Origin of the sequence: Pseudomonas sp. 10(2024) (genome assembly GCF_045164175.1) — a bacterium.
Classification (GTDB): domain Bacteria; phylum Pseudomonadota; class Gammaproteobacteria; order Pseudomonadales; family Pseudomonadaceae; genus Aquipseudomonas; species Aquipseudomonas alloputida.
In genome coordinates this window covers 4,255,151-4,269,357 of the sequence record NZ_CP174006.1, presented here as the reverse complement: position 1 = coordinate 4,269,357, position 14,207 = coordinate 4,255,151, and the positions used below count along the sequence as shown (strand labels likewise).

5 protein-coding genes are annotated in these 14,207 nt (G+C 56.2%); 2 read left to right on the top strand and 3 right to left on the bottom strand.

All coding sequences use genetic code 11. The annotated features are described in order from the left end of the window. Positions 1–28: 28 nt before the first annotated feature. The 3 genes from ACI7M0_RS19280 to ACI7M0_RS19270 form a co-directional block, all read right to left on the bottom strand. Positions 29–2,203: an autotransporter outer membrane beta-barrel domain-containing protein gene (locus ACI7M0_RS19280; protein WP_129934027.1), complete on the bottom strand. Its 2,175-nt coding sequence runs from the start codon at positions 2,201–2,203 to the stop codon at positions 29–31. Between the two features lie 177 nt (positions 2,204–2,380). Then, positions 2,381–4,372 carry a hypothetical protein gene (locus ACI7M0_RS19275; RefSeq protein ID WP_405314475.1) on the bottom strand — a complete coding sequence of 664 codons (1,992 nt, stop codon included), beginning with the start codon at positions 4,370–4,372 and terminating at the stop codon, positions 2,381–2,383. A 284-nt stretch (positions 4,373–4,656) separates the two neighbouring features. Beyond that, positions 4,657–9,576 (bottom strand): RHS repeat domain-containing protein, encoded by a 4,920-nt coding sequence (locus ACI7M0_RS19270; protein WP_129933227.1) that lies wholly within the window; start codon positions 9,574–9,576, stop codon positions 4,657–4,659. A 186-nt stretch (positions 9,577–9,762) separates the two neighbouring features. On the opposite strand from ACI7M0_RS19270, the gene ACI7M0_RS19265 reads away from it, so the two are divergent. Further along, complete coding sequence (locus ACI7M0_RS19265; RefSeq protein ID WP_129933225.1) at positions 9,763–11,607, top strand: hypothetical protein; 1,845 nt, start codon at positions 9,763–9,765, stop codon at positions 11,605–11,607. Between the two features lie 82 nt (positions 11,608–11,689). Next, entirely contained in the window at positions 11,690–14,194 is a 2,505-nt protein-coding gene (locus tag ACI7M0_RS19260; RefSeq protein ID WP_129933223.1) for a hypothetical protein, read from the top strand. Positions 14,195–14,207 lie beyond the last annotated feature (13 nt).

Sequence of the window (14,207 nt, the reverse complement as noted above, 5' to 3'; positions counted from 1 at the left end):
CGCCGGACGGCGCCGCAGGGTGCTGCAATCACCAGTTGTAACGGACGCCCACGCTCACCCCCCAAGGCTGTTCGAGCTGCTCGCCGTTGGCATAGTCGAACTCCGCATGTACCTGCCATTGCTGGTCCCAGGCTGCCACTACACCGGCGCCCAGTTCGGCGCGCGAGCCCGCCAGGTCATTGTCGAGGCTGTTGCCGTTCACCTTCACGCGGTTGTTGTTGACGAACTCGTGAGCCCCGGCAACCCGTACATAAGGCTGAATCATGCGGCCCTGGCCGTAGTCGAAGGTGCGCCCGGCAGTTGTACCCAGCTTGCCCTGCAGCGAGCGGGTGTCTTCACCGCTGGCCTGCAAGCCATTGGCCAGGTGATACGACTGACCTTCGATGGTCATGGCTGCCAGTTGGGCATAAGGCTCGATGAAGTAACCATCCTCCAGCTTGATATGCCGACCGGCCTCCAGTGACACCCCGATGCCGTGATTGCTGTAGTCGCCTTTGGTCTTGCTGCCATCACTCAACTGCACATCGGCCCGGTTCTGGTAGCGGTTGACTTTTACAACGCCATCGAAGTAGTAGCCGTTTTGCGAGTCGAGCCAAGTGGTGTAGGCCCCCATGTGGTAGCTGTCGACCTTGCCCGAGCTGCCGCCCTGCAAGTTGAGGTCTGAGTTGCTGTAGCCCGCTGTGACCCCGACCAGCCAGTTGCCATCGCCGATTGGCAGGCGACCGTCGGCACCGAACGACAGCCCTTGTTGCTGCTGCTTGTAGCCGAAGCCGGAGGTAGAAGCGTTGAACTGGTTGCCATAGCTGCGCATCCAGCCACCCGCTGCGCCGTCGTTACGGCGTACCTCCCCCATGCGGCTGCGCAAGGTGGTAAGTTCGCCATACCAGACGGTAGGGGCGGTATTGGCCAGTGCCAGGATGGTTTTGGTGCCATTGCTGAGCGAGCGCATCGAGGCGTCCAGGTACCAGTCATTGCCGCGCTGGGTCAGGCCATAGGCGAAGGTGCCCAGGTCAACCGGGCCGCCCGCCAGCGAGAAGCTCGCATCGCCTGCGGCGGTATGCACCAGATGCAGTTCGGTGTCGGCCAGCGGGTCTTTGCCTGTGCTGGTCACGCGGATCTCATGGTTGCCGGTGGCGGCACCCGTCACCTCGAGCAGGTCGCTTTTGCCGTCGGCAAAGTCGGCGTTCATGATGAAGGTGCCGCTACCTTCCAGGTTGGCCACCTGCAAGGTGTAGAACTCGCCATCATCACCAAACGCCACTGCGCCGCCGTCCAGCGCCAAGTCCTTGAGCTGTGCGTCGCCAGTCATGGTCCATTGGCCACCACTGTTCAAGGCCAGCAGGTCAAGGTTTTCCAGGCGGCCTTTGAGGGTTGCCTGGTTGGCCAAGGTCAGCTTGCCGCTGCCGCCTTCGGCGACGACGATATCGCCCTCCAGGGCGCTGGCGCTGACCAGGATATCGGCGGTGCCGACGGCGCCGACTTCCACCAGTGTGCCATTACCGGCCTTGAGGGTGGAGCCGTTCAATACCTCGATCCTGGCACTCGCCGGTGCGTTCCCCGCCGTAGCGACGGCAATTGCAGAACCGTTCAGGCCCTCTACGTGGCTGGCATCCAGTACCACTGTGCTGGTTCCGGCGGGCTGGCCGCTGTCGCCACGCACGCGGAGGCCATCCTGGTCGCCGACGATGCGGCTGCCTGCAGTGGCCTGCAGGTTGCCATCGAACAGGTTGATCCCGGCACTGTTGGTGTTGGTACCAGTGACGTGGCTGGCTGACAGCGTCAGCAGGCTATTGTTGATGACTGCGCCCACCGCGCCGCCGCTGATGGTGCTGTCAAACGCGTCAACCTGTGCGCCGCTGCCTATGGACAGGCCCTGGAAGGCAGATGTCACGCGGCTGTTGCTGATAGTGGCCCCGGCCGCGCTGATGCGCAGGCCTGCGGCGTTGCCAGTGGCGTTTACCTGGCTACCATTGAGCACCAGCCTTGAGCCCTCCAGCACCCTGATGTCACGAGTAATGGCGCCGTTGGCCGTGAGGGTGGCGCCGTCCATTACCGTGTAGTTGTCAAGTGCTGCGCTGCCATCGATCGTTGTGTCATTCTTGATCGGTGTCTGGGCCCAGCTGTCCGGGCTGAGCAGGAGCGCAGGGGCGAATGTGGCTGCGCGCAGAACCTGGCGTAGGGGCAAGGGGGAGAATGCTGACATGCGAATACCTGTGTCTTGTCCAAGTCGTAACCGGCCAGCGCCTGTTGCAGGCTGGCCATTGGTGCCGAAGTCTATGGATTTAGCGGACATTTCCTGTAGGAAAAGCCTGATTAAGCTCGCGGCTTTTCCTATCTATGAGCGCGGGCTACCTTGCCAGCCCGTCCATGGGCGCCCCGTTCATGGAATCGCACAGGTGCCTGATCCTGTGCCCAGGCTGACCACAGCTTCGGCTGTTTTCGATGTGACGGTTTCTCCCCCATGCTGGAAGCTGTACTGGACGCGGCCGCGACCATCCGCGCCAAGTCCAGTGGGGTCATAGATACTGAGGATGTGGGGATTGTAGGGTTTGACTTCCCAATAAAAGCCCGCGGCCGCTTCTGCTGCGCTGATTGTACGGGGATGGGTCAGTCTGGCTGCCGGAATCTCATTATCCCCGGTGTAGCCACCCCATCCAGTCCATGTCAGGGTTACCTCACCGCCATTGGGCAGGTACTGGTTCAGTGGTGGCACGAACACCTTGAACGCAGGGTCGCCAGTTGGGTTCAGGGGGTCTTCCCAAAGGGATTCACAGTTGAGGAATCTATTATTGTACAGACGTTGAAACTCGGGAGCGTCCGGCTCGATGACAACGGCATTGGCATTGACCACAGCAGTAGGCGAGTTTTGCTCGTTACCTGCCCCGGTCGCTTTGCGGATGGTGTAGTGCACCGGTAGCGTGGGGTTATTGCTGGCATTAAGTATGTAGGTCCAGGGAAGCGGTCGCTCGATATCTGCAGGGTCGCTTAAATCGACAGAGTACGTGGCCTCGGTGACCAGCGTGCCGGCCCAATAGAAGTCCATGATGTCAGTATCTTTGGCATCGTCATGACGTTTGACCTTGAATGTGGCCTCCTCGCCGGAATCACTCCGATCCAGCACGTTTTCCTGTTGAGAGTTCTTGCCCCAGACCGCAGGGGCGTCGAGTTTGCTGTTGATGGGGTCTGGCCAAGTGGGGTCGGGGTCGGGGCGGTCGGGGCCTGCGACAGAGAAATCAACCTTCAGCGTGGTGCTTTCCGGGCCATAGGGAACGCCATGGCGCAGTACACGATAACTGACATCGGTCTCTAGTTCGGTATCTGCGGCACCATAGGCTTCACGCAGGCGATCGTGGGGGACACTGATGGAAAGCGGCAGCTCACGCGAGCCAATTTCTTCGGTGAAGGGCTTGGACGTGCCCCAGGTGACCTCGACAATGTCGCTTCTCCGGTAGTTGGTATAGTCGACTTCAACCATGACGCCTGCCTGCGCATCGGCCAGGTCGATCAGGCCATCACCTTGGGCGAGGGGTACTACTGGCGCTTGTAGCGCGGTGGGTAATGACCCAAGGTTTACATAAACCTCCGCGATCTTGGAGATGCGGCTGCGGTTGGTGGCTTTATCCAACAGGATATAAACAATGTAGAAGTGACCGTCACTCAGCCTTTCTATGTCGGCCTTGGTTATTAGTAGTTCCCGGTTCGCAGGTAGTGGGCCATAACCAATGGGGGGTGGTATTTGCCCCTCAACCGGAACGGTGTCAGAGTAATAAAGTGCGTAAGTATCCTTTTCGTCCTGGTCATTATAAGGCGGTAATGTTACTGTCAGGCCGGTTGGATTGGTGCCGAAAAAATCGTCTGTCACCACGTTTCCATTGAGTGCCGCTGCTTCAGGTTCAACAGCATCCCACGGCGGTGTTTTATCGAATATCAGATCGATTGCGGGAGAGTATTCTGGCGTAGGCGTATTGTACCTGTCGATTCTATAGCGCAGTTGGCGCTTGCCGTCATGGGGGTAATCAGCTTTGGGTATCTGCAGCGTCGTAGGGAATACACTGTCCTTATCGTATTGGGCGCTGGCGCCAACTTCCAGAAAGTCACCGACACCCTGTCCGTCAACGATAGCCATTTCCAGTTGCAATGTGTCCTTGTCACCCAGGATTGGGTCGGGCAGGTTTAGCCATTCCTGTATGACCACATCAAGGTCCGCATCGAGGACGTCCTTGTTCAAGGTCCCGTCCGCTGGGTCGACTATCCCTTGAACTTCAGGGGGCGCCAGGGCATCGACCTGCTGCGCCGCCAACCTGGCAACACGCTGCTTTTGATAGTCAAGACGTGCCTTTGCTGCAAGTAGACGTGCCGAGTCATTACTCATGCGAAGTGCTCCCATACACATCACGATAAGGAGGGGCCGGGTTGGCCTGCTACCGGTTGTTGGTGAGAGAAGGCTAGCGTGGAGTGGAAGTTGTGGATACTGGTAAAAATGCTAGGTGGGGCGATGAGAAGAATAAGAAAATAAAAAGCCAGCCCAGTTTAGGCTGCAGCCCAGGATTAGGGTTGCAGGTACTTGTTGGGCCGGCGTTTTAGGTGGTATCTATTTGTGATTTGAGATTGAGTTGTTTTAGCTTTAAACAAGCACTAGTGGATCGTATCGCTCGGTCAACGGTGAGGCATGAGAGAAAAACGATTAAAATCTGTGTATCTGGCTATAAAGCTCTTATGTAAAAACTGAGTATTATAAGCACCAGTTTCACTACCAATTACACGACCAGCTGCACCACCAGCAGCGTCGTCTACATTCTCAGCTACCTCCTGCACTACACCCAGTGGTGCTACATTAGCCGCTTTGCTGCCAGAAAAAGCCAACTTGAACGCACTGTATGACACTCTTGCAATTCCCGTGGAAATAGCAGCTATACCCAGAATCATTGCCGCCGTTCCCGCAGCCTCATCGTTCTTGATGACTGAAACTGCCTGCGCTGCGGTACCGCCAAGGGACAGCCCTGCAAAGAGGGTGTTCATGAGCGCTGCTTTAATGGAGGTAGCTGCAACCTTGACCAATACTTTTTGCAGGAAGCTGGCGGTACCTGCTCTGACGGCCAGGGTAGCAGCGCTCATCCCGGCTTTCGCGGCAGCGCCGAGTGCCCCTACCGCAGCCAGTGACGCACCTGCGGTAAAAACTGCTGCAACAGTAAGCGCTACCCCAAGGCCCAACATGATCCAGTTCAATGTGCCGCCACCAGGCTTCCTGCGCCCCAGCCAGTTCGGGTCATCTTCGTCAGGGCGCCGCGGTCTGCCACCGTCGCCCGTTGCAGTCAAGCCGCTGGGGTCGCGCAAGGCAATCGGGTTGTTCAGGCAGTAGGTATAGGGGTTCAGTTCACCGGTGTCGAACACGCTGCGCGGATCGGGGCTGTTGAAGCGCCTAAGCCCCGGATTATAGGCGCGCATGCCCCGCCCCAGCAGGTACCAGTCACTGCCTTCATCCAGTGCCTCACCGTTGAAGCCCAAGTTGCTGTGGACAGGCACCGTGACGTGCCGCTGACCGTAGGCGCTGTAGCGTATGTCGCGAACCGCGCCAGCTTCGCATTCGGCGATGACACTGTGGCTGGAATCGGTTTGCAGCAACAACGTTCTGGCGGGGGCATCGCTTTGTTGGGCCAGCGGTATATCGGCATGGAAGCTATATCGTGTGTAGTTGCCGTCCTGGATGGCCAGACTCAGCCGGTTCTCGTCGAACCACAGTTGCCTTGGCGAGCCACTGGCTGCCTGGCTGGTCAGTAGTTGCCCTTCACCGTCGTATTGATATTGGCTTTGGCCTCTGATTTGCAACAACTGGCTTTCTTCGTCGTACTCCAGCACGCGGCCATGCTGGTCGACCGTCAGGTTACCATTGGCATCATGGGAGAATGTGAAGGTTTCTGGCGTACTGCCGCTCGTGGAGAGCGTCAACGATTTCAGCAGGAAACGGTCGTCTTTGTTGTATTCATACGTCGCAATCTCACTGGTGTCGTCATCAAAGCGGGTGATGCAGACACGAATATTGTCAATGCTGTCGTAATCGAATGCCTGTTGGCGGGGCGTGCGGCCTGCCTCATCTTTGGGGATCTCGCGGCCGCTGTATTCGACCGTGCTCAGTCGCCCCAGCCGGTCGTAGCGGAATGCTTCCCCGAGCACAACATCATCAGGCCCGGGCCCGTCGCGCAATACGCGGCTTTCGAGCAAATTGTCCTTGCCCCACACCTGAGACAACGTAGGCAAAGGCCTTGTGTCTAGCTGCTGGGTGCGCTTGATTTCACGCCCGTGGTCGTCGTACTCAAGAGATGTGGTCAGTGAGCTGTTGCTAACTGTGTCGGTGCTGGTTAGTGATATCAGCCTGCCCAGGCCGTTGTAGCCGAAGGATGCCAGCAGGTTGCCTTGGCGTGTTGCCGTGATGAGCCCTTTCTCGTCGTATTCATGGACGGCAGTCATGCCCCCGGCATCTTTGCTCGATGTCAGGCGGTTGTGGAAGGTGCTGACATACTCGGCCGTGCGCGGCACATCGCCTGCCGTTTCGAGGGTCTCGCCGGTTAACTGATCATGCGCATTGTAGTGATAGACCCGTTTGCCGTTGGCACCGCGCGACTCCTTCATCCTGGCTGTGATCGGGTCATAGATGTACTCGTCGCCTTTTACGTCAGCATTCACGCGCATATGGGTAGGATGAGGGGAGAGCGCCAGGTCGTACTCGTAGCTGATGGTATCGCGCGCGCCGGTGATCATGGCCGCTGGTTTCGATTGGCCGGGTTTGTACCGCAACTCCTCGGTGCGCTTGCCAATGGTGCGCGAAGTCACCTTGCCCACCCCGTTATAGCACTGGCTGCCCACCTCGAAGGGAGGGTCGGACTCGCGGTTGGAAAAGGCGGTGATACTGGTCGACCATTCGGCGTCCGTGTGGTGGGCATAACGATGCTCGATACGCGTTTCGGTTGGCCGCGTGCTGGCACTCAAGCGGCCGAACGGGTCGTATTCAAATGTTGTCTCATACTGGCGTTCATCAATTTTGCTCACGCATCGGCCAAGGCCGTCGTAGTGCATCACCTGTTCCGCCTCGATCATATCGTCAGGGCTCAGGCGTTCTATCCGTACCTCCTTCTCGAACGCATTGCTCCAGGTCCTGACCTTCTCGCTTTTCTCCGTTTGCTGCGCCACCTGCAACCATGTGGTCTTGCACACGTTCCTGTTTTCATCTTCCACGGTGGGGTCGAAAAGCGTGTGTTCCTGAACGTTGTCGTGGCGGATCACCACACTGCGTCCTTCCCAGTTGTCGTACAGGTATCGCTGGGCCAGGAACGGCACGTCGGCAGGGAAGGGTTTGCCCTCCAGCCAGTCGTACTGCCTGTCTTCAATTTCGCGTCCCCAGGCGTCGTGCACCAGTTCCTGGACCTGGAACAAAGCGTTGGGCCTTGTCGGGTCTATATGGCTCGCCAACACCTGGTGCACGCGGCCCAAACCATCGAACCGCGTTTCAGTGATCACGCATGTAGGTGAGGTAAAGCGCTGGCTCGCCTGCTCACCCTCTTCGGCACAAAGCACATACTCATTACTGCGCACCGCTTCGCTGGCGCCACCCCCTGCCACGACTTCAAAGATCTTGCGGTGCAGTTTGTCGGTGACGATGCGTCTCTCTACCCTGTCCTCGTCGGTGCTCAGCACCAGTTCGCCAGAGAACAGTGAGTGCCCTTCGCTGGTCTGCATGCTGGCCAGGTCATGCCCCACGGTGTCATGCACCGTTTTCAGCACGGTAATTGGAGCCAAATCATGCAAGCGCTCGTCGCGCATCTTGTCCCAATCGAGCGTCTCGAACTGGTAGGCATAGTCAACAGTGCTTTCCAGCATTTCAGGCTGGCCCGGCTCGCCAAAGGCGGGGTTCGGGAAGCCCGTGGTGCGTTTTTGCAGGCGACCATGTTGCAATGGCTCTGCCTGTTGCACTTCTTCATTTTCCTGCTCGTGATAGTCATAGGCCGTGACTTTCAGTGTGCGATCGTTGTGGCTCAGTGTTTCGCTATGAAGGGCACACCAGCTTTCCTGCCCGGTCGCTTCGCTGCTGCTGGCCAGTACTTTGATTTGATTGTACGTATGCGTCGTGACCAGTGTTGGGGCGTTTCCACCGTGCCCAGCCGCCGGTGTCACGGTTTTCGTGTGTAGGTCGCACACAAAGTTTTCAGCATTGCCTGGGTAACCCGCATCCCCATTCCGGTACCAACGGTTTGTCTCCACGACGCCGGTCGCTGCTTGCTGCATCAACACATTTCCGTGATCGTCGTACTCGGCCCTGATGGTTTCCACGTGTTGACGGCCGCTATCGCGCAGCCGCCAACGGGTTTCGATCTTGATCGGGTACTGACAGGCGTTCACTTGCTCCTCGAAGCGCCCGGGCTTCAGGTTATACGTCGTGATTTTCTCTTCAATGAAATTGCCGATGACTTCAGTGTTGTCGGCGTTCAGCTTGGTGCCCCGATACACAGCTTCACGGGTGTTCAGGTGAAACTTGTTGAACTCTCGGACGGTGCTGCGAACGGGCCTTTCATCCACCCAGAGTGTCTCTGTGGTGGCATAGTCATAGTCGATATCCTTGCGGAACAGGTTGTCCAGGCCATCGTCTATCCACTCCAGTGGTGCATTGCCACCCAGGAAGTTGTGACCGTTGCTGGAATAGGTGTAACGCGTGTCGATCGGGGGTTGCTTATTGCCTGGGTGCTGCACATGCCGGGTTACTCGAGGCAGCGGGTCCAGGCCCGAACCGATCGGGAACTCGTGGCCGTAATCATCGTATTTCAGTTCTTCGAATCCGCCCGCAGGGGTGTACACCGTGCTGATGCAATCGACATTCCTGACGCGGATATAGGAAAAACGCCAGCTCGCCTGGTTGTCGGTGGGCAATTCGATGCGGGTTACCCGGTTGTCGGTGCCCAACACCATGGTATAGGTGGCGTTTCCCGTGTCAGTTGGCATCCTCAACTGCACATCTCTGTTGCGAACGGCCTCCAGCAGCGTGACGCCGCGCATGTCGGTGATCTTGGTCAACATCGGGAAGCCGTCATGGGTGCCGTATTCCAGGTTCAGCCAATGCCCCTGGCGGCTGAAGATGCGGGTCGGCACCGCCCTGCCATTCGCGCTTGAACCTTTTCGCTCGAGCACTTCCACCATGCCGGAGCGGTGCACCACCCGCCAGCGGTCTTCAGCGTCCTCATAAAGGTGGAACGTGTCGATCTTTTTCTCCGACATCGTCAACTGGTTGGTAGTGCCAACACGGCCGTCGGCTTTGAACGTTTCGCCATTGGCCAGGGAAATGATCCTGCGTTTCTGGGCAGGGTCGAACTCGGTGGTGGGCAGGCTCCAGCCCCTGCCAAAGCCGCGATCCTGCGTGTTCAGTTGGCTGTAGCGTAGGTTCAGTTCGATTTCAGGCGCCAACAGGTCACTGCCGTAAAACGCGGACAGGGCGATTTGAAAGGAATAAAGGCCCGTTCGCGAGTCAACACCGCTCTGCATGTGATTGAAAAAATTGAAAGCATTGGAATTGATACTGGATTCGGTGGCCATGATGAAGAGCGCTCCAGGGGTGAGGTACGGGATGCATAAGCACGGACACTAGCAAACGGCATAACCGTTGCCACCTGTTAAAAGTGCTAGTTTCGGCAAGGCGGGCCAAGGTGTAAAAAATCCCCATCGAGATCAGCAGTTAAAACCAGTGCTGATCAAAGCAATTAATACGGTGGGGATTAGCGAATGAAACTTCGCAAGCGGCATGACGAGCAATCCGAGGGCTTATTGGCTTCAACTGCGGCGCTGCCGCGCCCCGAGATTCCGTTATTGAAGGGTGATTCGCTGAGTCTTGAAGATTTAGGGACTGAAGCGCTGAAAACGTACATCAAGTACCCAGGAATAGACCTGGGCCATTTCGTCGCTCCGCGCTTTTTCGGGTGTGGCGCACTGGGCGAAATTCACGACCGTGACCCAAACCCGCTACCTGTGACTGATCTGGAGCCTGATGGCAGTTTCTTGATTGAAATAGATAATGGCCTGCTGCAAGGCCTGAACAAGGGCTATGCGTTCTATTCATACGCGCGAACCGATATTCGGGGTAACGTCATGCCAGGCCCTGCCCTGGAAGAGTCATCCAGCCGGCTGTTTTTCTATATCAACAAGCAAGTTGAGCCTGCTCTGATGTTGCCGCCCCCGCACTTCATGGACAGTGACGGTCTTGTAATTGACCTCGCACGCTTGAAGGGGGATGGCCGTGTTGTTACCACCCATTATCCCTTCATGACAGCGGGTGATAACGTTGTGCTTTCATGGCGCGACGAATTAGGTAATTCCGAAGAATACACCAAAGAGTTGGGTGAGGGTTCTGATGAGCCATTGCTTTGGGTAATTGACGAAATCAAGTTTTTAATAGCCGGAGGGTGGTGCGAGCTGAGCTATACCGTCAACTATAAAGACGGTGGAAAAAGCCAGTCTCCGGTCCAGCGCTTCACCATCAAGCAAAACGCGGGGCAGTCGCCAAGTTTGCCCCCCCCGGTAATACCGGGGCACAGTGACGACTGGCTTGACCCGGCCAAGTATGGGGACGGCTTACCGGTTGAAGTGGATGATTACGGCATTCGACACGGTGATGAACTGCTGCTTACGGCTGTGAGCAAGAAGGTTAGCCGACACATGCTGCGTATAGACCGTTCAATTCTGGACAGCAAGCGCTTGCGTTTTCTTGTGCCGGCGCAATGGTTGCAAGAACACATCGGTGAAGCGGTAAAGCTGACTTGGCAATGGGCCAGGGTGGGCGGGGCGGCCGACTCCACACCCTTGGATCTTATCTTGAAGAAGCCGTTGGTTCTTAAACCACCGTTCAACCCGGATGCTACACAGCAAGAACCTGATCCGGGCGAGGAAGTTGATCCAGAGATGGTTTCATTCGCTTATATCAGCCCGAGTCTTTTGAAGTTTGGGACAACAATCCGGGTGCCGCAGGAGTCGGAGACCAATGATGGCAAGATAACCATGTACTGGGAGGGGTTTGGTACTACAGGTAAGTACCAAACCGATACACCGACCATAGGTAATCCCTGGGAGTTCCAGATTCCCCGTGCTGTGGTACCTGCCAATTTTGGCAAGCGGGTCAAAGTGTTTTATACCGTTAAAGATGCTGATGATGGCGAGCAGCGCTCACCTGCCTATGGCTTGAAAATTCAACCACTGACATCCGATGCTTTTCAAGCGGTTCAGTGCCCGGACTTTGCGACCTCGGACATTCCAGTGTCGAAGGTCGTCGATAGTGTAACGTTTACTTTAAACAGTGATAGCTGGCATTTCTTCGCGCAGGGCCAGATTGTACGCGTTTATGTTACGGGGAAGTCAAAGCCGGGCGAGCCCTCCTTGCCAGATGAAGTGATACGCGATGACAAGCCGGTCTCTGCGGATGAATGGAATGAGGGTTGGTTGCGAATGAGCCTGAGCAAGGAGTATCTGTTGAAGCTCGAGGAGAATACCCATTTTCATGTGTACGTAAAAGTCAGTTTCGATGAAGGTACAAGCTTTGTTCAAGGCCAGACTGCCGAGTTTAAGGTAGTGCCTTGAGTTCGGTTATACGGCAAGTTTTGGTTGCGATGAGTCGTGATTGATAAGTATCAACGATCTTAGGTTTTATGAGGATAGAACCATGGCTGAATATAACTTTGAACAACTGTATGCGTGGCTGCAAGAGGAGGAGCGCAGCCTGAACTGGGGGATGATGTCCTTCATGGACAGAGAGAAGCTGAATCGTCTGCTGCTGCAAGTTTACATTCGTCGGTTCAAAACAGACTCTTACCTCAAGCCCTTGAGCGGGAGTATCGAGAATGGCGCGGACCGGCGTTTTGCACTGAACCAGTTTACCCTGGATTGGCCGCGATTGGGCTTCCTGGGTGGGCACGCCAACGATTCCACCGCGCGCTTGACCACACAGGTCATGTCGGGAACACAGTTGGGTCTGCGTAATGCAGCCGGGGAGTGGGAGGTTCGGGAAATACGCGAAACCAGCCCGCTGCTGGGGCCGGAACTTAACCTGAAACTGCTACTGGCCAATGTGCCCGGTGTGGTGGGTGAAGAGGGGCGCGTGCGACTTGATTTGAAAGAAAGCTCCGACTTCTGGATCAACGTGTCAGACGACCCCACTGAGCAACGGTTGGTGGGTGAGTGGTTCAAGCAAAAGTTTGACGGGCTGGAGGCCCCAGAACGTGTGTTTACGCTTGGCCAGATAGAAGCAGGTGGTGATCCGTTACTGCGCGCCAAATCGTTTGCCTTGCGCACGCAGGCACGCATGCGCGACCCAGACGATGACGAAGGCGCGGTACTGGCCATGGTGCGCTTTGAAGGGGATGAAGAAGGACACATCCCTGGCAATGATTTTCGCTACCTCCTTCCCAATGACAGGCCCTATGACGCGACGGTGTTGTTTGGACCCTCTCGAATCATGTTGGCGGAGTTGGTGCGGTCCCTGAAAACGATCGTGAGTGACGTTGAGTTTGATCTTCGTCACGACGAAGAGGGCAGGCTGATAGGGGCTGTTGCCAAAAATGGAGAAATGTTCATTGAGGAGCAGTTTATTACGCACACGTTCGAGTCAGAGCCCATCCAGGGGATACCCCGGCTGGTGCTCTTCGCGGCTGAGGTGTCGAAGATTGTTCTGAAACTTGAGAAAGAATTTGGAGTTTCGATAAATGGAAATAAGGTAGAAATCAAGTGGAAAGTCGAGGGTGTACTAGGTTTGACGCCATTTTACTTAGATGATCAACTGCATTTCATACGTCGGATGCTGGGTTCTGGGTTCTTTGATTCTTCGGAATTTTTTAGTTATACCGAGGATGATTTTAGCTACACATTTACAAGCTCCTATGAGCTTGAGGATGTGGATGGGGGGAACTTGAAGTTCGTTTCTCTGGAGATGCTGGAGCACAAGGCTGCAGCGCCAGTGCTCGGAGAGATTAAAGTAGTAAAGCCGCCGCCAGTTGGCTCGGATGAGGCGGATTTTATTGCCTTGTTGAGTCTGATGCTTGCTCCGATAATTCTCGTAGTGGCGGCCCTTAGTTACCATTTTTTCAAGGGAATAGATGTCGAAAGTCCAAGTGTTGAGGGCATCTTGCGTGAGGCTTTCGAGAAAAACTTTAAGTTCACCAGCAACCTGCGGGAATTGATCGATCAAACCATCAAGCTCAATTTTGGCAATGCCCTCATTGGTCAAGACCAATTCGCGCCACGTGATGTCGCTTTCTTTGGCGCTGTCAATCCGACCGTAACCGCGTTCGCCATCGATCCCATGCAACATACCCTGGTGGCGGGAAGCGCGCCCTTGCAGTTCAACACGGTCCCGGCGCACCCCGGCCTGATTCGCTGGACGTGCGAGCCTGTACTGGATTCTGTTTCCAACGGGCAGATCGGTTCGATCGATGAACATACCGGCTTGTACACACCGCCGGCTGCCTCGGACTTCGATGGCGACTTTGTACGGCTGCGTGTCAATGCGCGACACATAGACACCGACTTCAGCAGTTCGGCACTGATGACTGTCTTGAAGTCGGGTTTGCACATCAGTCCGCTCCTCTATGTGACACAGGTCAACAGCACGCCCCCCACGGTCAACTTGCAAGCCGGCTACCTGGGTGATGTAACGAACCTGAACTGGGAGCCGCCTCAATATGGCCAGTTGGCCGCCGACGGTAAGACTGCAGTTTATACCCCCCCTGCAGTGATGCCCCCCCTGGATGACTACCCTGACGAGTCTGCCTCTTTCGCGCTCGATAAAATTACGCTGAGTGATTCCACTGATGGGGAGACCGCGCGCGTCGCATTGGTAATCACCGAAGGCAATGCGGGGCTGCCAATGAAAATTACGCGTGAAGTGGATGTTGCGGCTGGAACTGTGCAATTGAAAGCCAAGGTGGGTAACGTTGAATTAACTCCGGATCAAGCCCAATGGAAAGTAGTGTACGGCTCGGGTGTCATCGACCCCATTACCGGTATCTATACCCATGATGCGTCCAGCAGTGATCCATTTGCCGTGATAACAGCAACGCATGATACGGTTTATTACGGAGTTTCCCACCAGTATGTGGTGCAAACTTTGCCCCCGGCGAGGCTGGAGGAGGCTGTGCGCGGCGTAGGTGCTTTCCAACTGCCCAAAGTATAAAGGAAGACTCGTC

Bases quoted from the DNA above. Each gene is read 5' to 3' on its own strand.
- ACI7M0_RS19270 (WP_129933227.1), bottom strand. From the start codon at position 9,576: ATGGCCACCGAATCCAGTATCAATTCCAATGCTTTCAATTTTTTCAAT.
- ACI7M0_RS19275 (WP_405314475.1), bottom strand. From the start codon at position 4,372: ATGAGTAATGACTCGGCACGTCTACTTGCAGCAAAGGCACGTCTTGAC.
- ACI7M0_RS19260 (WP_129933223.1), top strand. From the start codon at position 11,690: ATGGCTGAATATAACTTTGAACAACTGTATGCGTGGCTGCAAGAGGAG.
- ACI7M0_RS19280 (WP_129934027.1), bottom strand. From the start codon at position 2,203: ATGTCAGCATTCTCCCCCTTGCCCCTACGCCAGGTTCTGCGCGCAGCC.
- ACI7M0_RS19265 (WP_129933225.1), top strand. From the start codon at position 9,763: ATGAAACTTCGCAAGCGGCATGACGAGCAATCCGAGGGCTTATTGGCT.